This window comes from Paenibacillus sp. Marseille-P2973 (genome assembly GCF_018101095.1).
In the GTDB taxonomy this organism is placed as follows: Bacteria; Bacillota; Bacilli; order Paenibacillales; family Paenibacillaceae; genus Fontibacillus; species Fontibacillus vini.
The window spans coordinates 13,672-34,338 of record NZ_JAGQEH010000023.1; the positions used below are offsets into that span (position 1 = coordinate 13,672).

Annotated in this window: 20 protein-coding genes; 3 read left to right on the forward strand and 17 right to left on the reverse strand. The window is 47.2% G+C overall.

The window, feature by feature from the left end; all coding sequences use genetic code 11:
* Window positions 1-105 precede the first annotated feature (105 nt).
* The 9 genes from KB559_RS23950 to nagA form a co-directional block, all read right to left on the reverse strand.
* Window positions 106-960 (reverse strand): carbohydrate ABC transporter permease, encoded by an 855-nt coding sequence (locus KB559_RS23950; RefSeq protein ID WP_211025863.1) that lies wholly within the window; start codon window positions 958-960, stop codon window positions 106-108.
* Window positions 953-1,936, reverse strand: a complete 984-nt coding sequence (locus KB559_RS23955; RefSeq protein ID WP_211025865.1) for a carbohydrate ABC transporter permease — start codon at window positions 1,934-1,936, stop codon at window positions 953-955. The genes KB559_RS23950 and KB559_RS23955 overlap by 8 nt, the downstream gene beginning before the upstream one ends.
* A gap of 62 nt (window positions 1,937-1,998) precedes the next feature.
* Complete coding sequence (locus KB559_RS23960) at window positions 1,999-3,414, reverse strand: ABC transporter substrate-binding protein (RefSeq protein WP_247682059.1); 1,416 nt, start codon at window positions 3,412-3,414, stop codon at window positions 1,999-2,001.
* A gap of 202 nt (window positions 3,415-3,616) precedes the next feature.
* Window positions 3,617-4,195: a hypothetical protein gene (locus tag KB559_RS23965; RefSeq protein WP_211025867.1), complete on the reverse strand. Its 579-nt coding sequence runs from the start codon at window positions 4,193-4,195 to the stop codon at window positions 3,617-3,619.
* Between the two features lie 231 nt (window positions 4,196-4,426).
* Window positions 4,427-5,230, reverse strand: coding sequence for a DeoR/GlpR family DNA-binding transcription regulator (locus tag KB559_RS23970; RefSeq protein ID WP_211025869.1), 804 nt, complete (start codon window positions 5,228-5,230; stop codon window positions 4,427-4,429).
* 114 nt (window positions 5,231-5,344) lie between these two features.
* Window positions 5,345-6,301, reverse strand: a complete 957-nt coding sequence (locus tag KB559_RS23975) for a 1-phosphofructokinase family hexose kinase (RefSeq protein WP_247682060.1) — start codon at window positions 6,299-6,301, stop codon at window positions 5,345-5,347.
* Window positions 6,271-7,137, reverse strand: a complete 867-nt coding sequence (fba, locus tag KB559_RS23980) for a class II fructose-1,6-bisphosphate aldolase (RefSeq protein ID WP_211025871.1) — start codon at window positions 7,135-7,137, stop codon at window positions 6,271-6,273. Before fba ends, KB559_RS23975 begins: the two co-directional genes overlap by 31 nt.
* A gap of 43 nt (window positions 7,138-7,180) precedes the next feature.
* Window positions 7,181-8,143: an ROK family protein gene (locus KB559_RS23985; RefSeq protein WP_211025873.1), complete on the reverse strand. Its 963-nt coding sequence runs from the start codon at window positions 8,141-8,143 to the stop codon at window positions 7,181-7,183.
* Window positions 8,140-9,384 carry an N-acetylglucosamine-6-phosphate deacetylase gene (gene nagA / locus KB559_RS23990; protein ID WP_211025875.1) on the reverse strand — a complete coding sequence of 415 codons (1,245 nt, stop codon included), beginning with the start codon at window positions 9,382-9,384 and terminating at the stop codon, window positions 8,140-8,142. The genes KB559_RS23985 and nagA overlap by 4 nt, the downstream gene beginning before the upstream one ends.
* A 258-nt stretch (window positions 9,385-9,642) precedes the next feature.
* On the opposite strand from nagA, the gene KB559_RS23995 reads away from it, so the two are divergent.
* On the forward strand, window positions 9,643-10,686 hold the full coding sequence (locus tag KB559_RS23995) for an SIS domain-containing protein (RefSeq protein ID WP_211025877.1): 1,044 nt from the start codon (window positions 9,643-9,645) through the stop codon (window positions 10,684-10,686).
* 187 nt (window positions 10,687-10,873) lie between these two features.
* On the opposite strand, the gene gnpA is transcribed toward KB559_RS23995, so the two are convergent.
* The 5 genes from gnpA to KB559_RS24020 all read right to left on the reverse strand — a co-directional run bounded on the left by gnpA (window position 10,874) and on the right by KB559_RS24020 (window position 16,516).
* Window positions 10,874-13,048 carry a 1,3-beta-galactosyl-N-acetylhexosamine phosphorylase gene (gene gnpA / locus KB559_RS24000; RefSeq protein WP_211025879.1) on the reverse strand — a complete coding sequence of 725 codons (2,175 nt, stop codon included), beginning with the start codon at window positions 13,046-13,048 and terminating at the stop codon, window positions 10,874-10,876.
* A 15-nt stretch (window positions 13,049-13,063) separates the two neighbouring features.
* A complete protein-coding gene (locus KB559_RS24005; RefSeq protein ID WP_211025881.1) occupies window positions 13,064-13,246 on the reverse strand; it encodes a DUF6903 family protein in 183 nt (60 codons plus the stop codon).
* Window positions 13,247-13,252: 6 nt separating this feature from the next.
* The gene (locus tag KB559_RS24010) at window positions 13,253-14,146 is read right to left on the reverse strand and encodes a carbohydrate ABC transporter permease (protein ID WP_211025883.1); all 894 of its coding nucleotides are present in this window, start codon (window positions 14,144-14,146) and stop codon (window positions 13,253-13,255) included.
* A gap of 11 nt (window positions 14,147-14,157) precedes the next feature.
* A complete protein-coding gene (locus KB559_RS24015; protein ID WP_247682061.1) occupies window positions 14,158-14,946 on the reverse strand; it encodes a carbohydrate ABC transporter permease in 789 nt (262 codons plus the stop codon).
* Between the two features lie 202 nt (window positions 14,947-15,148).
* Window positions 15,149-16,516 (reverse strand): carbohydrate ABC transporter substrate-binding protein, encoded by a 1,368-nt coding sequence (locus KB559_RS24020; protein WP_211025887.1) that lies wholly within the window; start codon window positions 16,514-16,516, stop codon window positions 15,149-15,151.
* Between the two features lie 252 nt (window positions 16,517-16,768).
* Here KB559_RS24020 and KB559_RS24025 point away from each other — a divergent pair, with 252 nt between their 5' ends.
* The gene (locus KB559_RS24025) at window positions 16,769-17,608 is read left to right on the forward strand and encodes an AraC family transcriptional regulator (RefSeq protein ID WP_211025889.1); all 840 of its coding nucleotides are present in this window, start codon (window positions 16,769-16,771) and stop codon (window positions 17,606-17,608) included.
* A 161-nt stretch (window positions 17,609-17,769) separates the two neighbouring features.
* On the opposite strand, the gene KB559_RS24030 is transcribed toward KB559_RS24025, so the two are convergent.
* Both KB559_RS24030 and KB559_RS25520 read right to left on the reverse strand, forming a co-directional pair.
* Complete coding sequence (locus KB559_RS24030; RefSeq protein ID WP_211025891.1) at window positions 17,770-18,747, reverse strand: alpha/beta hydrolase family protein; 978 nt, start codon at window positions 18,745-18,747, stop codon at window positions 17,770-17,772.
* Window positions 18,748-18,821: 74 nt separating this feature from the next.
* The gene (locus KB559_RS25520; protein WP_211025893.1) at window positions 18,822-19,235 is read right to left on the reverse strand and encodes an Lrp/AsnC family transcriptional regulator; all 414 of its coding nucleotides are present in this window, start codon (window positions 19,233-19,235) and stop codon (window positions 18,822-18,824) included.
* 138 nt (window positions 19,236-19,373) lie between these two features.
* Here KB559_RS25520 and KB559_RS24040 point away from each other — a divergent pair, with 138 nt between their 5' ends.
* Window positions 19,374-19,826: a DUF3100 domain-containing protein gene (locus tag KB559_RS24040; RefSeq protein ID WP_211025895.1), complete on the forward strand. Its 453-nt coding sequence runs from the start codon at window positions 19,374-19,376 to the stop codon at window positions 19,824-19,826.
* A 365-nt stretch (window positions 19,827-20,191) separates the two neighbouring features.
* Here the strand turns inward: KB559_RS24040 and KB559_RS24045 are convergent, their stop codons facing one another.
* Window positions 20,192-20,629, reverse strand: a complete 438-nt coding sequence (locus KB559_RS24045; protein ID WP_211025897.1) for an Lrp/AsnC family transcriptional regulator — start codon at window positions 20,627-20,629, stop codon at window positions 20,192-20,194.
* Window positions 20,630-20,667 lie beyond the last annotated feature (38 nt).

The following is a 20,667-nucleotide window of genomic DNA, read 5'->3' on the forward strand; positions in this document are numbered from 1 at the left end:
ATCCTCAATTATAGAAACGGCAAATAAGGATGCCCCGGAAGCATTAGCTTCAAGACATCCTTAGTAAAGTCGGTGTAGTATCGGCCGGATTAACGGCTTGATGGCTTATTCCTTGACGCCTCCCAGCGCTACGCCTGCGATAATATACCGGGATAACAGGAAGTACACCACAAACAGCGGTAATGCCGTCAAGGCCAGCCCCATATAGATCGAGCCAAACTCCGTCTTGTAAATATCACCGCGCAGCAAGCTTACCATAATCGGCATCGTATATTTTTCCTTCTGTGTCAGGAGAATCAGCGGCATGAACAGGTTGTTCCAGTTTGCCACAAAAGCAAAGATGGCCTGGGTCGCCACGGCCGGAATCATCAGCGGCAGAATAATGCGGTTGAATGTCTTGAATTCACCGGACCCGTCCACACGCGCTGCTTCCACGATCTCTATCGACAGAGTTGCGAGCAGATACTGACGCATGAAGAAGACTACCGCCGGAGCTGCAATCGCAGGAAGAATCAGCGGAAGAAAGTTATTCGTCCAATGCAATTTATACATGAACTGATAAAAACCGATGGCGCTTGCCTGGGATGGAATCATCATCACACACAGGATAAAGGTAAAGAATGGCTTACGCAGCTTCCAGTCATAAGTCACAAGTCCATAGGCGGCTAGCGATGAGAAATAGACCGTCAGGATCGTTGCCGATCCGGAAATAATAAACGAATTCAGGAACCCTCGAATCGGGTCGAAACTCTTTTCAAGCAGTACCTGCAAATTGCTCATAAAGTGGCTTGAAGGCAGCAGAGAGAGCCCGCTTTGGATCTCCGCCGTAGAGCGCGTGGCGTTTACAAACATGATCCAAAACGGAAGGATGCTTAGGAGAGCCAACAGGATACAGACGATATAAATAATCGTCCTGCTTATTTTTAAATTCACGGCTCCACTTTTCGGGTTGTTATCCATGATGTGTCATACCTCCCTCTTTGTTGCTTCTTGCAGACTTTCTAAGCTTCTTTTCCGCCTTCTTCAATCTTTCAGCATCACGGTCGCGCATCAGGTAGAACACCACTGCAGACAATATCCCTGCAATAACGAACATAATCATGCTCGCCGCTGCAGCGCGATTATACAAATAGCTGCCCTTGAACGCTTGCCCATATATGAACATAGATGTTGTCATCGTTGATTCGTCCGGTCCGCCCAAAAGGAACAACTGCGGAATATCGAACATGGTCAAACCACCGATCATCGATGTGATGAGGGTGAATAGCAAAATCGTCCGGAGACTCGGCAGCGTGATGCGGAAGAAGGTTTGAAACCCGCTTGCTCCGTCAATCGCCGCAGACTCAAATAGGGCGGGATTAATACCCATAACGCCCGCAATAAGGATGATCATAGTGTTTCCGTACCACATCCAGAACTGAATGAAGGCAACAATTCCTCGAGCAGTCGTCTTGTCCTGAAGAAAGTTAATTGGAGCATCGGACCATCCCAGCAATTGAATCAAGCTATTTATAGGTCCCATTGGATAGGCAAATAGTGTGCCGAAGAGTATGGCGATCGTACTCGCAGTAATAATATTCGGCATATAAAGCAGTACTTTGAACGCCCCTTGCCCCTTAATGTTGAGCCGTTTGTTCGTGAACCAAGCCGTTAGCAGGAGCGCGAGAAGGATTTGAGGAACGAAATTGACGATCCAGAGCAAACCCGTGTTGAGCAGAGACTTCCGGAAAGAGACGTTATCAAAAAGGAGGTCTTTAAAATTTTTAAAAGGATCATCCAGAATATGAATCGGTTTTGGAATTAACCCCTGCATATCGGTGAATCCGATGGCTGCGGTATATAAAATGGGATACAGCGAGAAAATCAAGAATGCCAGGACGAACGGCAAGGTAAAGATATAGCCGAATTTCGAGTAGTTCACACCTTTGCGGCGCATGCTCTCACCTCTTTAATGGATATGAAGGGGCGGGATAATCCCCCGCCCCCTAGACCGATTTCTTATTCGCTATCGATGTTAAGTTGGTCTTTGACCTGTTGTTTGAAGGTGGCGAGGGCTTCGTCGCGTGTCTTGTTGCCTGCGGTGTATTCGCGTACTTGGTCGCGCCATATCATGTTAATCGATTCGTCATACTGGGTTAAGTTCTTACCGGATGCATTGGCATTCGCCGGAACGAACACGTCGAACATGTTTTGCCCGCCGAGCAACGGAATCTCGCCGTTGGACTTCGACATGACGACGGAGGATGCAACGCTATCCTTCGTGCCTTGCTCGCCTTCCTTCATCGTGCCGTTAGCCCAGAAATATTGGAGTCCGGTTTCGGAGGTATCGAGCGTTACCCAGTTGATAAAGTCAGCAACAGCCTTTTTCTTGGCGTCGTTCTTGGTTACATCCTTGTTGGCGAGCAACCAAGTGCCACCCCAGAAGAAACCAGTCGGCGGCTCGGTAACAGCCCAGTCGCCATTCGTGTCTTTCACTTGATCCTTCATCGTATAGTTAATGAGCCAGGCAGGACCGAAGAAACCGAAGATTGGTTGTGCACCGGTGCCAGACATATCAGCGAACCATGACTCCTGCCAGTCACGCGTATCGTTATGATACCCGTTATCTTTCAGCTTCTTGGCAAGATCGAGGAACTCTTCGCGCTTCGGATCAATATGAAGCTTTCCGTCGACAATCCATCCTTTGTCGGAACTATTCTCAATTGCGTGCCATATATCTCCGTCGCCGGAAATGATGCCGTATCCTTTGGCTTTCAGCTTCTCGGCTGCTCCGAAAAACTTGTCCCAGCCAGGTCCTATTTCATTTTTGATCGTTGCCGGATCATCCGTTCCGAACACATCCTTGGCAAGCGAGCGCCGGTAGATAAAGGCGCCGCCGGTCGCTTGATAGCCGAGGGCCTTCACTTCGCCGTCTTTGCTGCCGATATCAACCGAGTATTGAGCAATCCCCGCATCCTTAACCTTTTGAGCGTCAAGGCCCAGGTCCGCATAGTTTGCGGCATAGCTGGATGCATCTCCCTGCGTGTACTTGAGGACGAACGCCGCTTCGGCTGCATAAATATCCGGAGCGTCTTTTCCGCCACCCGCCAAGGCTTGGTCAAGAGCAGGCTGATAAGCGCCATCGGTAGTTGCGATTACTGTAGTTTTGAATTCCACATTTGCGTCGGGATGGACTTCCAAATACTTTTTGGTCATGTTCGGAATCTCATCCGTAAAGCTCCAGAGGTTAATAGTGACCTTCTCGCCACTGCCCTTGGATTCTCCGGAAGTGTTGTTGGTTTTTGCGGGTTGGTTGGAGTCTGCTGTGGAATTGGTAGTTTTTGAGTTACCGCCACATGCCGCAAGAGCGGATGTCATCACGAGCATTGCAGAAATTACGATTAGAAAACGTTTCATGCCTTTCATGCGTTTCATACTTTGCCTCCCCCTTTATATTTGTTCCTCGGTTTTTTGTAACCGCATTCATAATTATATTGCCGATGGTTCTTAGACATAAGGGAACGTTCATTGGGAATAATTCCACTATTTTTAGATTCCGTTACTCCCTCTGAAATGAAGAATAGCCTCACCCCCAGTGAAAGAGGGTGAGGCTATTCTATAAGACTGAGGAAATCTATTAATCATCCAGCTCTACGCTTTGAATATTTCCGTCCGCATCGACGTTCCACTCGATTTCAACGCCTTGTTTCAACCCGAGATGGTCATCGTCTTCAATCACAATCGTGTCCGGAATTGTAATTGTTTTCTGTTCTCCCTGATCAACTTGAACAGTAACCTTTTTGCCGTCCGCCTTCAGGATCGTTCCTTCATATTCCAGATTCAGCACGACAATACCGCCGTTGGCATCTGTAATCGTTACCCGCTTGCCGCCGTCGGTAAGCAGTTCGATCTTTTTATGATAATTATTTTTCAGCGTAATATCTTGAATTGTCTTTTTAACCTTCACGCCTGAAGGGAGACCTTCCGTTTCCAAGGTAGCTGTCTTGTCGTTCTCCTGCGGATTGGACTGTTCCGCCGAGTTATTGGCATTCGATCCGCTCGTGGCCGGGGCTTCCATAGTAGGTGCTGACGCCTTTTCCGGTGCCTCGGATTGCGGCTTATTGGTGCAGCCGGCTAGAGAAATACTGGCACAAATAATCAGAAGAAGCGTGGCTGTTTTTAAACCTCGTCCAATGCTGGATTTAACTTGTAACATCTTATACCTCCGTAGTGTTTGGCATGGTGTATTAACAAAATTAGTCTTTACCTAATTTTAAGTATTATATATGAAGTCGTTTGAAAATAAAAAAAGAGGACCGCCCTTTGACATCCCAGACCACGATTGAAAGTCATAAAATAGTTCACACGAATAGCTTCGTCCCAGCAAAAACAAAAGGGCTCCGTCAGGACGGGGCCCCTCTTATTATATAGTTGCGCAAACGGCGAGCTAAGCTTGATGGACAACATCTTCAACCGCTGTATAGATCGCAATCTGCTGATCTTTGCATGCTTCTTCAAACCAGCCTTCCGGCTGCTTGTTTGTAATAATCCCCGTTGCCCGCTGCAATGGAATAATCGTGAAGAGCGCGCTCTTCTCAAGCTTGCTTTGGTCGAATACGGCATACACTTCGCTTGAACGTCCGATCAGAAGCTGGGCAATGCGGGCCTCCAGCTCGGAATGCATCGTAAATCCATGCGCTTGAGAGACTCCGTCTACGCCAAGGAACATTTTCGTTACGTTAATCTTCTCAATGACACTTTCCGCAAGCGGGCCGCTAAGCTCGTAACTCTTGGCACGCATGACGCCGCCAATGACAACGACTTGAACCCCATCGGCATCTGCCAGCTCGGAAGCGATGTTCACCGCGTTGGTGACAATCGTGATGTTCCGGTGCTTCTTCAAGGCTCTGGCGATAAAAAAGGTGGTCGTACCACCGGTAAGACAAACGATGTCTCCCTCTTCCACCAGTTCCGCCGCCACCTCAGCGATCCGTTCTTTACCTTGCCGCTGAAAAAAGCGTTTATCCGCAAAGGGCAATTCCGATGTCGACTGCATGAGCGACCCTTCATAAATGGCGCCCCCGATCGTACGAATGATTTGCCCCGATTTCTCCAATAAATCAAGATCACGTCGTGCGGTAGCTTCCGAGCACCCAATGTTCTCGATAATTTCCTGAATCGATATTTTCCCGTGCAATTTAATGAGTTCCAGAAGTTTGGACCTGCGCAACTCACTCTTTGAGTATTCCATGACTCTCTCCTTTGATGACATTGCGTCATCCATACTAATCCTAATTTTGTAGGATGAAGGACTAAATTGCAAGTAGGCCAATTCGATGGCAAAATTACGAGCGAACCATAAGGATTATAGAGCTGTTACCTGCACTTGCTTCACGTAATCTTGAAAAAGCTTATAATCAATATGGCCTGCTTTGTCAGACATCGCATTGGCTGCCGCCGCCGCGGAAGCAATGCGTAGCTTCTCGGCAGGCGCATCTCCGCGTTCTTCTGCAAAAGCCATACCTGCAACAAATGAATCTCCGCAGCCTACCGTATTTACGGCACGAATGGTTGGAGGAATGACACGGTACCCTTGTCCATCGATGAATGCAATAGCTCCCCGGTCACCAAGGGTGACACACACTTGCCCGATCCCCTCAGCCGCCAGCTTCTGTGCCGCACCAGCCCACTCAGACTCGACAAGTCGGTCTTGTCCCAGCCACCCGGCTAGCTCATGTTCATTCGGCTTCACAAAATGTGGCCGGGCTTGAAGTCCGATGCTCAGCGCAGCGCCGCTAGTATCCAAGAATACCCGAGCCTTAGTCGACTGGATGATCCCGATCAGATCCGCATAAAGATCAGCAGGCGCACCTGGAGGCAAGCTGCCTGACAGCACGACAACACTACTTTCCAGGGCAAGCCTGTGTACCGTCTGTTTCATCTCAGCGATTTGATTGTCATCAATGACGGGTCCCTGCTCAAGTAACTCTGTCGAGGTTCCCTCGGACTCGTCAATGATGTTCAGGCAAACGCGCGATTCTCCGCCAACACGTACAAAGGAAGTTTGAATGCCCCGGTTGATCAGGCTACTCTCAATAAAAGAACCGCTACTGCCGGCGACAAATCCACTTGCCGTAACATCGCCGCCGAGTAACTTGATCACTTTGGCCACATTGTTGCCTTTACCGCCCGGTTCGGCAATTTGCCGGGCGACGCGCTGCACGCCGCCTAGCTCAAACTGATTTACATAGTAGGTTTTATCTATGGCCGCATTAAGCGTAACCGTTGTAATCATCGAAGATCGCCGGCTTTCCCGATACATCCGCAAAGCTCCATTTTTTCCATCGCCAGACGCTTCACGGCTTCCTTAGCTGGAACCATATATTTACGAGGGTCATTCTCTTCCACATTGACAGCAAATACATCTTTAATCGCATTAGAGAACGCAATGCGCAGTTCTGTAGCGACGTTCATTTTAGCCATCCCCAGAGATACCGCTCTCTTCACCTGCTCAGCCGGAATTCCTGAACCGCCGTGCAGTACCAGCGGAACATCAACGGTCTCCGCGATTTTTGCGATACGGTCAAAGTCAATGTTTGGCTCCCCTTTATAAATCCCGTGAGCCGTACCGATTGCCGGCGCCAGTGTAGGCACACCCGTAAGCTCTACAAACCGTCTGCAATCTTCCGGGTCGGCAAGCATTGCTTCGTGGTCGGCTACAACGATATCATCCTCAACGCCGCCGACTTTACCGAGCTCCGCTTCGACGTTTACACCAGCGGCGAGAGCGATTTCCATTACTTTAAGCGTCCGCTCCACATTCTTTTCAAACGCAAACATGGAAGCATCGATCATGACGGAGGTATAACCCGCACGGATACACTGAACAATTGTCGAAAAATCCGTACAATGATCCAAATGCAGGGCGATCGGCAGTCCGGTACGATCTGCAGCAACCTTGGCTGCTTCCGCAATGTAATCCGGACCTAAGTGTTTGACGGTTCCAACCGTGGATTGAATGATGAGCGGGGACTCCGTTTCGACAGCCGCTTCCACTACCGCTTGGAGCATTTCCAAGGTATGAACGTTGAACGCACCTACAGCGTATTTGTTTTTACGGGCAATTTGCAGCATTTCAGTAGAAGAAATAAGAGACATAATAAGTTCCTCCTCAATTTTTGTATCAGTTATGTGTAATGGATTAGGCTTGTTTATTGCATTGCAGCGCCCAAAGCGCGCTTCCGATAATGCCGGCATGGTCGCCAAGCTCTGCACTCTTGATGGCAAAATGATTGCGATAATCTTGAAGCAGCAGGTTATTTAATTCATCCTTCATCGGTTCAAAAAGGAGTTCGCCAGCTAAAGCACCGCCGCCACCGATCACGATCACGTCGGGTGAGAGTGTCGGTACGACCCACGCGAGTGCCCGGCCGAGCTCCCGTCCCGTCTGCTCGAGTACATCCCGCGATAGAGCGTCACCCGCCAGACACGCGCGCGAAACATCGCTTGAGCGAATGTCCTTAACGTCAGCAAACCACTCTTGAAGAAGGCTGGTCTCGCCTTGTTCGATCCGCGTCCGAGCTTGCTTGGCAATCCCTGTAGCCGATACGATCGTTTCGAGACAGCCGGTTCTTCCGCAGCCGCAGGCAAAGCCCGTTGGATTGACCGGTACATGTCCGATCTCCCCCGCCATGAAGCGGTGTCCGCGGTGTATCTCCCCACGTTGTACAAACGCGGCAGCCAGTCCTGTGCCGATGGTTATTCCGTATACGTAATCGTAGCCGCGGCCAGCGCCTGCAGCCGCCTCTCCGTATATATACAGGCGTACATCATTATCAATAAAGACCGGTTTACCGGTAAGCCCCCTGAGTTTGGCCGCCACAGGAATTTGATTCCAGTTCAGATTCACGGCCCGAAGACTAACGCCTGCCTCGGGATCAACAAGTCCCGGAATTCCTAACCCGATGACCTCGATCTCGTCTGCAGGGATTCCTGCATCTTCTCTAAGCTGTTCAATCGTCAAAGCGATACTCTCTAAAATAGCGTCCACGCCTTGTTCAGAGCGGGTCGGATATTTTCGCTTAACCAGGATGTTGCCGATTTCATCCAATATTCCGCACTCAATGTTAGTACCGCCTACATCCACACCGACTGCATACTTCATGTGAGGTCCCTCCTCTCCCTGTCCAAATCATCAAGGCATAGGCCCTCACTGGCGTAGACCCTATTGCCCAGCACAAAAGTTTGGCACACTTGAAATTGCTCGTTCACGATAATCAGATCTGCATCCTTGCCCGGCTCGATGGTTCCCTTGGAATGGCTTACGCCGATTTGCTCAGCGGGATGAATCGTTAGGGCGGGAACAAGCTCCGCAATGTCCATCCCCGTAAACTTAACGGCGTTAGCCAAAGCCTCGATCATCGTAAGCGAGCTGCCTGCCAGACCGCCTTCTGTTCCGTCCTCCTGTTTCAAATACACCTTGCCTTGCTTCATAATGACCGGCAGCTTGCCAAGCAAATATTCCCCGTCGGGGCATCCAGCCGCGCACATACTGTCCGTGATCAGAAGTACCTTGCCCTCCGGCTTGATGTCGAAGGCCCATTTGATCAAGCCAGGGTGCACGTGAATACCGTCACAAATCAGCTCGACCGCTAATTGATCCAGCATCAGTGCCCCCCCAGCCGCCCCGGGTTCCCTGTGATGCAAAGATCTCATCCCGTTGAACAGATGCGTAACTTGCGTTGCGCCCCACTCCGTCGCCCGCCTCATCGTTGCGAAATCCGCATCGGTATGGCCCAAGGAAATAACGACTCCTTTGCTTACGGCATAACGGATGACTTCTTCAGCATGGCTCAATTCGGGCGCAATCGTCATCAGCTTGATGGTTCCTTGCGAAGCTTCCCAGAAGGCATCAAATTCTTCAATCGATGGATCACGAAGATCCGCCGGGTTTTGTGCCCCGCATCTGGCTGCATTCAGAAACGGACCTTCCAAATGGACCCCTAACAAGTTAGCTCCATCAGGTTCATGTCCCGTCTTAATAAGTTGCCCTGCACATTCCAGAGCCGTAATGATTTCTTCATGCGTCGCAGTAAGCGTCGTTGCCAGCAATGAAGTTGTGCCATTAGATGCGTGAAACCTGCACATCCCTTGAATATGTTCTGCGCTTCCCAGCATGGCATCGTACCCGCCGCCGCCATGGACGTGAATATCGATAAATCCCGGCAGCAATAGCCCCCCGCCGGCGTCCACACGTCGAATTTCTTTGCCCTCATCCTCTGCATGGATTTCAGAATCAGCAATTTGAGCAATCTTGCCATCGTTGATGAGTAGGCTGCCATTCTCAATCCAACCATTCGGCGTGAGAATACGGGCGTTAAAAATTACAGTTAATGTATGCTTCATCAACATTTCCCCCTTATATGCGGCGAAATCAGTCTGATGTTTTGCTTCATTTCATGATTATAATAATCCTGTTTGTTGTTATTTTCAATCATTAATTGAGCAAATTGATAAAAAAACAATCAAACTTGTCTATAATAATTGCAATATTGACTGAAATAATCACATTTTGATTATAATTTTCTTTTTATGATTGAAATTACACTCTGATTGTTTTACACTCACATTAGTTACACAACCATCGTTAGGAGGCTATTATCCATGAGCTTGACTTATAGCGAAATCAAGCAACAATACACGGCTCTACAGCAAACCTATGACTACATGCTGTCTAAAAGACAAGAAATTGTTGCCTTTGCACAATCGGAATCGATTACTTCCATTACCTTTGTTGGCTGCGGATCCAGCTACTGCTTAAGCGAATCCGCCGCGTTCTCTACTCGTCTGCGTGCAGGACTTCCGGCAAGCGCACTAGCCGGTGGCGATCTCATGCTGAACCCTGAACGTTATAGTTCCTTATTAAAGAACACCTTGTTGGTAGCCCCGTCGCGTTCCGGCAGCACCAGTGAAGTAGTCGAAGCACTTCGATTGCTTCAAAATGATAAGCCTGTCCCTGTACTGGCCCTTTCCTGCGTAACGGATTCTCCGCTATCGAAGAAGGCGGATCTATCGCTGGAATTGCCTTGGGCATTCGACCATAGCGTCTGCCAGACCCGTACCGTTACCAATCTTTATGTAGCCAATCTCATGTTGGCCGCCTTCCTCGGCAACGACGAAGTCGTTATCGCGGATATCCAGAAAGCCATCGATCAAGGCGAAGCCTATATGGAACGAGTAGAAAATGATATCCGTAAAGCAGCCGATTTCGCATGGAGCAATGCCGTGGTGCTCGCAGACGGCGAACTTCAAGGCCTCGCTTCCGAGGGAGCAATCGCTTTGACCGAAATTGCAAAAGTACAAGCACACTCCTACCATCTCCTGGATGTCCGTCATGGTCCGATGGTCACTGTTGGTCCCGACACCCTTGTAATCGCCGCGATCACTGGCAATGGCACAGAACACCAACGCAACCTGATGCGTGATATCAAAGGCAGAGGCGCAACGATCATCGCGTTCGCGGATCATGCCGATGCCATAGCGGCAGAGCATGTGGATTTGGCTGTCATCTCGGACAACAAACTGGATGTTGCCGTGCAAGGTATTCCATTTATCTTCATCCCGCAAATCGTCGCTTTGACAAGCGCGGATCGCCAGGGCATTAACCCGGATCAACCGGACGGCCTGGTTGCTTGGGTCAAGTTATAGAGTATCTAGGCCGGCATACGGCGGTTCATAAAGGTTTAACTCATAAGCCCTTTCGCTTCCTAATAGGAGGCCGGAAGGGCTTTGTTTGTATTTCAGGGCATTTCCCAAGCCCTATTCTGATGTCAGCGAAAAAAAGCAAGCCTTGGATTTACTCCCAAGGCTTGCTTTCCATGCATCGTCATCAATATTAAATCTCGTACCACTTGATCTCGTTCGCTTCCAGCTTCAGTGAGAAGCTGGAGCCGTCGCCGCGGTAAACGACCGTTTCCTGCGGCTCATACGTATTGTTCACTACGCAATATTTGCCGTTCTTCACATAGGCGTGAACTTCCACATTGTAGTTCTCACTGAACCAGCGGTTCAGCTCCCCATCGCTGTGGGTGCTCCAGAGGATCGCACGGTACAGCAGACGGCTGTTCTCGAAGCTGTACGGCAAACCGCTAATATATACGCTCCGCCCCGCGCCGAATTCGTTCACCGCAAGCTGGACCTCCTGATCGATTTGGCGGAGAATCTTAGTGCCTTCGAGAGCAAAAATACTCTTCTTGCCTTCGCCAAAGTCGATTTCCTTGCTTCCATTACTGTTTGTTTTGCAATCCGCCGTAATGAAATGATCATGCTCATCCCAGTTATACTTATCGTATCCCAGGGTAAAGCCGCGCTCTTCCTCTACGCCGAGAACGTTGGCCAGCTGGAAGAAGCGTCCTTGGGCTTGATGCGCTGTAGGCTCGCCAACACCGATAAATCCGCCGCCTTTATGAACAAAGCCTTTAATCGCGGTAACGATATCGGTATCGAGCCACCACTCCCCGCCCGTATAGGCCGTATCCGCGTCCCCAACATTTAATATGACATCAATTCCGTCTAATACGGAAGGATCTTCTTTGATATCGTCGAAGCTGATGAATTTCACATCGAAAGGCGCCCCGGAAAGTGCTTCAATAATGCCGGCGTAGCTGTAATTTTTCTTATAGTAGAGCGCATGATGGACCATATGGTTGCCCCAAGCCCGCATTTTGCCCCAACAGTTAAGCACGGCTACCGTCTTAACGCAGTACGGCGTCGTTCCCTGTACGTTGTCATAAAGGGTACGAAACTCGTCCGTAACACTTTCCACGTAGTCGATAAAGTCCGGAAAATCCAGGGCAAGCTTCAGGTATCCGCCGTATCCGATCCGGTCAATCGGTTTGCGAAGGATCGCGCGTCTGGCGGTAACCCAATTCACTTTGGCTTCTTTTACGGGATCCCCGCCTTCATGGAAGGTATCCGGAAAAAAGTAAGGCAAGAAACGGCCTTCGGTGTATTTAACGCCTGGAATGTCGCTGATCAATCTCAGCGTAGAACCATTGCCCACACTGCCGACTACGGCATCCAGGCCGATCGAAGCGAATTCCTCCATGAACGGCTCGGTACCGATCCAATGATCGCCCAGGAACATCATGGCCTCTTTACCACATTCGTGGGTAATATCAACCATTTCTTTGGCCAGCTTCGCCACTTCACGGCGCTGGAATGCTTGGAAATCGCGGAACTCCTTGCTCGGAATCCGGTAGTTGTTGTTGTAATAGCCCTGATCGATAATAAATTCAGGTCTGAATTTATAACCTGCCTCCTCCTCAAACTGTTCGAGGATATAAGGGCTGACGGAGGCTGAATACCCGTACCAGTCCACATATTTTTCACGAGCGAGCTCATCGAAAACCAGGGTGAATTGGTGGAAGAAGGTAGTATAACGAATCACATTAACATAAGGATGTTCCTCGATAAACTTGCGAATGCGCTGCATCGTAAATTCACGGGTCTTCGGCTGACGAACATCAAACGTAATTTGATGCTCGACATCCTGCCAGTCATTGGTGACCGCATTGTACATATGCACCGGATCCCACATAATATAAGCCAAAAAACTAACGGTGTAGTCATGGAACGGATGCGTTGAGATGGTCACATCGCCGGTTTGCTCGTCATAGCTCCATTGTTCGGTCGGCACGACCTCTCCCGTCGTACGATCGACAACTTCCCACCAGCGCCGGATATCGTCGCGGCTGTTCACTTTGAGCATGTCCGGATAAAGCCCCTTCATGAGGGTAATGGACAGACTCTCGCCTTCCGCTGTATAAATCGGTGTCATCAAGTACATTTGTTGAATTTCGTCCGGATTTGCCTTGGCCCATACGTTATCCTTCCGGGTTGTATAGTAGGTAGAATAGACCTTGGCATCGACATCCTGCAGCTCGGCCGGAAATTCAGTACCGTCGCAGTCGCGCACAGCGTCCGCGCCCCAGCGTTTCATGATCTCCAGCGTTTGCGGAATGACGTCGGTATCAGTAGGTATCGTCACACGTCCTCTTTTTGCACTCATGGATGAAAAACTCCTTTATTTATATTTACGATTGTATAACCACAGCAGCGTGATCAGCATGGTTAGCCCCAGCAGCATTAGCCCAAGTCCGGGAGCACCGATGTCCCTTTGCCCGACAATAACCAATCCGACTCCGACGATAAAAACAATCAGCATCAACAAAATGCGCAGATAATTTTTCAGAAAATCATTCATCATAGCACCTTATCCTTTCAGCCCGCCCATCGTCATTCCCTGGGTAAGCTTCTTTTGTACCAGAATGTATATAATCAGGGTTGGAAGCATGACGAGTACCAAGCCTGCATACATCTGACCGTATTGAACAGCGGATTTTTGCGCTGCCATCAGGTTCATTAAGCCGACCGGCAACGTTTTGAAGGTCGGTTTGGTCAGAAGCGTCATGGAAATGATATATTCGTTCCAGTAGGACAGGAAGTTGAACAGAATCACGGTTACGATGCTAGGTTTGGCCATCGGCATAATGATTTGTACCATCGTACGGAAGTTGCCCGCGCCATCGACGGAAGCCGCCTCCTCGAACTCTTTGGGCAGGGATTTGAAATATCCCGACATAAGATAGATGGTGAAGGGCAGTGACATCGCAGCATATACGACCGCGAGAACAAACAGGTTGTTCAGCAAAACGGGATGACCCAGAATACCGCGGAGCGCCTTGTCGCCGTTGTTCAGCATCAGAAAGATAGGAACTACGATATAGTTGACGTTAATAAACAGGCCCGCCATAAACATCATATTCAAGAATGCGTTCCCTCTAAATTTAAAACGCGAAAGTACATAGGACGCCGGCAACGCCACAATGAGCAATAACCCCAGCGCGATCGCCGTCACTAATACGGAATTGAGCATGAATGAACCCATTTTTGCCTTCAGCCAGGCATCGGCAAAGTTCTGCAGATGTATCCCCAACGGCAGCGCCCAAGGGTTGCCGTAAAACTCACTGTCTTGTTTGACGGAAGCCATGAACGCCCAGAGTACAGGAATGAGGATAATAATGGCCAAAGCGATCAGTACAACATAAATGAAGCCTTTATATAATTTGTCGCTAACGCCTCGCCGTGAGCGGTTGTCTGTAATCATGTTATCCCCTCCTAATATTCCAAATGCTCTCGTCTAGTAACTGCGTTCAGGATCCCGGCCAGCGCGAAGGAGAACAGGAACACAATTACGCCGATGGCCATTCCGTAACCATACGAGGAATTCGTATAAGCTTCTTTATACATATAACTGAGGAACACCTCGGTAGATCCGTCGGGACCGCCGCTCGTCATCGTCATTACGAACAGGAAGCTCATGTTGATCGTACTGATGATGAAGAACGTGAGGGTGGTTCGTATGTTAGTCCAGATTAACGGGATGGTGATCTGAAAAAACTGAGTCATCCGGCCAGCACCTTCGAGTCCAGCGGATTCATATAAGCTCTCGGGAATATTGGCCATACTTGCCATGTACATGACCATGTAATACCCGATCGCCTGCCAGATCATCGCGCCCGCCAAACTGAAAATGACGATCTTTTGATCACCTAGCCATAGAATGGGCTCTGCTTCAAATCCGCGAAACAAGTTTAGGAATGCGTTCAAAAGCCCGCTGTTCGGGTCAAAAATCGCAGAGAAGATCGCACTGATAACTACTACGGACAGAATATTCGGAATATAGAAGACGACTCGCAAAAAGTTCTGCCCTTTAAGTTTTTCACGGGTGAGCATTGAGGCAAACAAGAGTGCGAGAGCAAACGTTACGATCGTCACGATCACAATGAGCAAAACACTGTTCTGAAAGGTCTGATAAAACTTTTCGCTTTGAAAAAGCTTGTTGAAATTCTGAAAGCCTACGAAGGTTTTATTATCGGTATAGCCGCCCCACTTGTACAATGACATTCGAAAGACATCAATCGTGGGGATAATCAAGAAAATTACGAAAAGGAGAACGGCGGGTGCAAGACAGAAAAATATAAAACGTCCTCTTCCTTTATTCGTGTCCATAGGTTTTATCTCTCCTTCCAAAAGGTCAGAACAATGGTGGTCAGCACGTGCTGCCCACCATTGTTCTTAGGACATTCTCAAGAAATCGGGATCGGTATTATTTCATAGCCGCTCTTAAGGCATCGCTTGCTTTAATAATTCCGTTAACCCAATCTTCCTGCGACTTGGCACCAGTCACCAAGGAGTCAATCGAGCGGAATACGGTATCGGAAATGTTCACACCTTCAACAGGATCCGTTGTGGCAAATGCGCCCATTGCGGCTTTTGCGCCACTATCATAGATGCTGTAGAAGAGCTTGTTGTCGCCATCCAGCTTCTCGGACATTCCCTTGATCGGTTGAACCGCACCGACTTTTGCAAAAATGGCTGCGGCTTCGTCGGAGTAAAGATAAGCAATAAACTGCTTCGCCAGGTCGGCATTTTCCGCTTTGGCAGGAACCCAAATTTGTTCAAAGAAAGTGTAAGAATACCGGTCTCCACCTTCTTTCAATGCCGGCAGAGCCGTGAAGCCCCATTTGAATCCTTCTGCGCGAGGAGCTTTGCCCATCTCGCCGACAACCCAGGTTCCGTTAGGCATAAAGAGCGCCTTATTGTCCAAAATCAACTGCTGATTTTTAGTAAAGTTATCTTTGTTGGCATTGGCTGGAACTGTTTTTTCCGTGTAGGTGGAAGTTAATTTAGTAATCAGATCAAATGCTTGCTTCGCTTCCGGAGTTTCCCAAACTCCTTCCGTATAGCTTGTTGCTTTATTGAAGAAATCCGCTCCGCCCACTTCGTTCAGCAAAGCATAGAAGAAGGAATCAAAATACCCTGGCATTGGATAAGCGAACAACGCAATGCCTTCCGCCTTGGCCTTATCACCTAAAGCCCACATTTCGTCCCATGTTTCAGGAACTTTCCAACCCTTTTCTTCAAACAACCCCTCGTTGAAGAATAGGCCGGTTGGACTGTAGAACATAGGCATGAGGTAAGTTTTACCGTCGTTATAAGGATTTGTGATCGACGTGTCGGTAAAGCCAGGGATCAGCTTATCCTTCACGGTAACGTCTTCACCTGGAATTGTCATGGACAACACATCTGTCAGATCAGTCAAGTTATTATCTTTAACGAAGGTTTCGGTCAAGCCTTTCTGTTGGCCCACGGCCAAATGGATCACATCCGGGAAGTCTCCGGATTTCATGCCCGGTCCAATAACATCTTCAATATTCTTATCGATGGTCGTTTCAACTTTTACGCCAGGAGTAGCCTTCTCAAATGCGGCCGTGATCTCCTTCCATACATCAGCACCGTAAGCGGTTTCCAATGCGGCTAACTTAAGCGTGCGCGTCTCTGTAGTCGAAGTAGAGTTTGTTTTAGTGTTGGATGAATCCGTTGTAGTACCAGAAGCATTTTCAGAAGAGTTGCCACAGGCTGCCAGGCTAAGCGTCAATGCTGCCGTGATTGCAAGACTAAGAATCTTTTTCATAAATCCATTACCCCTCCATAATTTTTTCTTTTTTTGTGATTATGCGTAATCGCTTTCATATTTCTTACTCTTCTAACTTATCGTATCGGGCCATTTGTTATCTACATACATGTTGCCGTTGATTTTATATATCTTGCTATTATAATAAGTTTATAATTTAAAAAAAGTCGATGGTTTTTATAGCGGAAAATGTTTGATTATGTCGAAATTAGAAGATTAATGGAATTTCTATATTAGAAGGGACGGAGAGCCTTGGGAAATGTACGCTATTGGCTTCCCGGAAAGGGACGCGGGGAGATTCCCGCCAAGTTGATCTATGTCAGCTCCTCCATTTATGAGGGGGATTGGTTCAGCATCCGTCATACTCATAGCTTTGCCGAGCTATTTTATGTCCGCAGCGGTCAGGGAAACTTCATTGTCGAGGACGACATTTATCCGGTAAAGCAGGATGATCTCGTCATCGTAAATCCGAATGTGGAGCATACCGAGGTTTCTGTCAGCAGCGATCCTTTGGAGTATGTCGTGCTCGGCGTTGAGGGGATGAGCTTTGACTTTGGGAATCGAAGCGGCAGTCTGAATCACAAGATCATCAATTATCGGAATCAGCGAGATGAGCTCTTGTTTTATTTCAATGCGATGCTTCGGGAAACGGAAAACAAGGAAGAGAACTATGAAGCCATCTGCCAAAACCTGCTTGAGGTTGTAATCATTAGCTTAATGCGAAGCTCCGGTCACCCGTTCTCCGTCGTGGCTACTCAAAGAGCTAACAAGATATGCAGCCGGATCAAACGGTATATCGACTCCAACTATACGGAAGATATTTCGCTCGACTTTCTGGCGGACAAGGCGCACATCAGCAAATATTATCTGTCCCATACCTTCACTAAGTATTATGGAATGTCCCCCATTAATTATTTGAATGAGGTCAGACTTCGTACGAGCAAGGAGTTACTCGAAACCACAGACCTTTCCATCTCACAAATCGCGGAATCTTCGGGCTTCTCCTCGCAAAGCTATTTCTCGCAAAGCTTCCGGCGCAGTTGCGGCCTCACTCCCAGCGACTACCGGGTTCAGGCAAAGAGGGGGCAGTGAGAGGGATTAAGTCTGCCGCACATGTAACAAAAAAGGTAGCCCTGAGGGCTACCTTTTTTTATGTTTTACAACTGGACGTTCAATTCAAACTTTTCGTCTTAAAAATGGAATTCGAAACTGTATAGTATAAGGACTATAACGCGATTCCGGGGGATTGACTCCTACTGCATGGTAAATGATTTGGGTATGCCATACGTGTGAAGCCATTGCGTTACCTCTTGGTTTCTCTGGTCTTGATACTTGTCCTCTAACCCATGCCGGCCATCTGGGTACAAAACAAACTTCACGGTTTTACCCGCCTCTTCCAAATCATTTGCAAAATCTTGAACAGTTTGCCAAATGAGGCTTTCATCAGCAGTTCCTTGCAACAGAAGAACCGGGGCCCTAATGGAGGGAATTCGATCCAGAATCGAGTAATCTCCTTTCGCTTCTGGATTGCCATTAATCAAGCCAAATCTTACATATTCGGCCGTCTTTCTATTTTCCTCTACAATTTGAGGTGAATTAATGTCCGGATTTTCATCTAGCCAGCGTAAATTTACATCCCAACCCACAAAAGGACTTACAGCGACAACAGCCTTCACGTCCTGTCGCTCAGAAGCTAACCTTAAAGCCACTCCGCCGCCCATAGATGCACCAAGCAGGTATACAGAATCCTTTTTTACACTTCCGGTGGACATTGCCACTTTAATTCCATTCTCTGCATCCCGCGTATTCTCTGCAATTCCTTGCACATGGCCACCACTCTCCAAATACCCACGATAGAGGGGATACAAATAGACAACTTGGTCACTCATATATCTGAACCCGAACGTAAAGCCAAAATCGTAATGAGAAAGTTCCTTACGCTCAAGAGCGTATCCCCCATGAAGATGTACAACCAGCGGATATTTTCCGGGAGCCTTGGGAACCGTTAGATATGCGAGAACGTTAATATCGTCACTTTTATAAAGCACTTTGAATATATCGATTTTTGGATTTTGACCGGGCCCTTCTATTAGTTCTTTGGAGATGATCTCTACGTCATTATTTGGTTCATTATCGCCAGCCTGACAGCCAGATAAAGCGGCTGTAATTAACATGTATGTAACTAGAATCAAAAAAAATGCTCTGTTTCTCCATTCACCAAGATATACCATGCTCTCCGTCCTTCTCAATAAGCCTAGTAGTCATTTAGCTTTTAGAACATACCCAGATGACTATAAGGGATAATCTACTTAAAGTGACTAATGGAAATATTGATTTTATAGTGACCATATACCAGGATTTCATCTAACAATTTGGACAGCAATCTATAATCAGCCAATTGGACTTTTAGGATAAAACAGGGTTCTCCGCTAACACGATGGGCCTCTTTAATCTCCTCACGTTCCATAATGAACTGTTCAAACTTCGTATGCTTGTAGTCCTTCATCAGAACAGTAATGAATATACAGTAGGTGTTTCCCATTAATCTTTCATTTAACTTAACGGTATACCCTTCTATGACTCCCATCTCTTCTAAACGTTGAATCCGTTTGGAAACGGCGACCCCAGACATATGTACGATCTCACCAATTTGTTTCCATTGCATTCTTGAGTTTTTTTGTAAACAACGTACAATTTCCATGTCTATATGATCAATCACCTTATCAATTTCCTTTCACGGGCAAAGTAATTTGAGCAAACTGTTTCATGGGCGTATGCAAGCCCAGAAAATTGTTTGTTAGAATAATCATCAGAGGATCCTCAAATTCAGATTATACCAAAAAAGGTGGTTATATGGATGAATGAATTGTTCCTTACTATGCTATCACTATCGCTAATCGCTCTTATATCCGTTGGATGCTCCACAAAAGAACCTAATTCAACAAACTCGGCCGAAACAGCAGCGTCCCCTGTTCATCAGCAGTCTGAACATCAACCAGAAGCAGAATCAGAAGAATCACAATATACATTAGATGCTACTGCCTACAAAGAAAATGATCGTTATTTTCTAAACATTGAAACCAATTTGAATATTTCCAAAGAAAACTATGGTATAAAAGCAGTAGAAGGCGAAGGCCATATCCATCTATACATTAACGGTTCATTAATAGGTCCGATTCAAGAGACGAGCGCATATCCTCTTCCCATGATGAAGAAAGGAACTAATGAAATCAAACTTGTATTAGCAACAAATAAACATGCCGAAAGCTACAAGGTTTCTAAAGAATTAAGTATTGAAGTAGAAGAATAATTGAATCTCAACTCCATTAATCTAAAATCAGTATTTTTGTAAAAATAGAACAAGAAAAATTAAAAGCCCTCTAACAAAACACCAGTTGCAGTGCATGTTAGAGGGTTTCGTGCGTAGCTGCTAATGTTAATGCATACTACTTCGGAGGCAAGAACTGAACTGCCGAATACGGTTGTCCAACTTTGCCATCCGCAAAGCGAATTCGTACAGCGGTAAACAAGATTATCATTGTTGGTTTCCGCTTTGTAATCCTCATGACTCCCCCATTTCAAAACGGTTAGACATAATTGTAAATTTAGCGTTTCTCAAAACAGAAAAGGTACCACCCCTCATTCTTCGAGAGTTGTTTATAATGCCATTTCTTATTAAGAGATCGATGGATTCTGTTGTTTAATCTCTTGTATGGAAAGATGGAGACTATAATTCCCATACTCAAGTAGATCATCAAGAAAAAGATTTAGTTGATCTTGCGATTTCACTTTAAGTTTTATATGGTAACAGCCCGCGCCCGATACTCGATGGACTTCAACCACCTCGTTTCGATTCTGAACAAACCGTATAAACAAATCATGGTTTGCTGTCTTCATATAAATAATGACAAAAGCAGTGTAGGCAATTCCCAACTTCATTTCATCGACAATTAGGGAGTAAGCTTTAATTACACCGTTATCCTCAAGTTTTTTAATACGATTCCCTATGGCTTGTCCGGTCATATGAATTTGTTCACCAAGTTCTTTCCATTGAATGCGTGAATTCTCGGAAAGTAACCGAAGTATCTGAAAATCAATGTTATCCAGCTCCATTATAAATTCCTTTCACCATGAAATAGTTTGATTCCAAA

What these genes read in the sequence shown, in the direction of transcription:
- fba (WP_211025871.1), bottom strand. Translation starts at nt 7,137, where the DNA reads ATGTCTCTTATTTCTTCTACTGAAATGCTGCAAATTGCCCGTAAAAAC.
- KB559_RS23970 (WP_211025869.1), bottom strand. Translation starts at nt 5,230, where the DNA reads ATGGAATACTCAAAGAGTGAGTTGCGCAGGTCCAAACTTCTGGAACTC.
- KB559_RS24040 (WP_211025895.1), top strand. Translation starts at nt 19,374, where the DNA reads ATGAATGAATTGTTCCTTACTATGCTATCACTATCGCTAATCGCTCTT.
- KB559_RS23950 (WP_211025863.1), bottom strand. Translation starts at nt 960, where the DNA reads ATGGATAACAACCCGAAAAGTGGAGCCGTGAATTTAAAAATAAGCAGG.
- KB559_RS24030 (WP_211025891.1), bottom strand. Translation starts at nt 18,747, where the DNA reads ATGGTATATCTTGGTGAATGGAGAAACAGAGCATTTTTTTTGATTCTA.
- KB559_RS24020 (WP_211025887.1), bottom strand. Translation starts at nt 16,516, where the DNA reads ATGAAAAAGATTCTTAGTCTTGCAATCACGGCAGCATTGACGCTTAGC.
- KB559_RS23960 (WP_247682059.1), bottom strand. Translation starts at nt 3,414, where the DNA reads ATGAAACGCATGAAAGGCATGAAACGTTTTCTAATCGTAATTTCTGCA.
- KB559_RS24015 (WP_247682061.1), bottom strand. Translation starts at nt 14,946, where the DNA reads ATGTCATTGTACAAGTGGGGCGGCTATACCGATAATAAAACCTTCGTA.
- KB559_RS24005 (WP_211025881.1), bottom strand. Translation starts at nt 13,246, where the DNA reads ATGATGAATGATTTTCTGAAAAATTATCTGCGCATTTTGTTGATGCTG.
- KB559_RS24045 (WP_211025897.1), bottom strand. Translation starts at nt 20,629, where the DNA reads ATGGAGCTGGATAACATTGATTTTCAGATACTTCGGTTACTTTCCGAG.
- KB559_RS24010 (WP_211025883.1), bottom strand. Translation starts at nt 14,146, where the DNA reads ATGATTACAGACAACCGCTCACGGCGAGGCGTTAGCGACAAATTATAT.
- KB559_RS23995 (WP_211025877.1), top strand. Translation starts at nt 9,643, where the DNA reads ATGAGCTTGACTTATAGCGAAATCAAGCAACAATACACGGCTCTACAG.
- KB559_RS23965 (WP_211025867.1), bottom strand. Translation starts at nt 4,195, where the DNA reads ATGTTACAAGTTAAATCCAGCATTGGACGAGGTTTAAAAACAGCCACG.
- gnpA (WP_211025879.1), bottom strand. Translation starts at nt 13,048, where the DNA reads ATGAGTGCAAAAAGAGGACGTGTGACGATACCTACTGATACCGACGTC.
- KB559_RS23975 (WP_247682060.1), bottom strand. Translation starts at nt 6,301, where the DNA reads ATGTATCGGGAAAGCCGGCGATCTTCGATGATTACAACGGTTACGCTT.
- nagA (WP_211025875.1), bottom strand. Translation starts at nt 9,384, where the DNA reads ATGAAGCATACATTAACTGTAATTTTTAACGCCCGTATTCTCACGCCG.
- KB559_RS23955 (WP_211025865.1), bottom strand. Translation starts at nt 1,936, where the DNA reads ATGCGCCGCAAAGGTGTGAACTACTCGAAATTCGGCTATATCTTTACC.
- KB559_RS23985 (WP_211025873.1), bottom strand. Translation starts at nt 8,143, where the DNA reads ATGAAGTATGCAGTCGGTGTGGATGTAGGCGGTACTAACATTGAGTGC.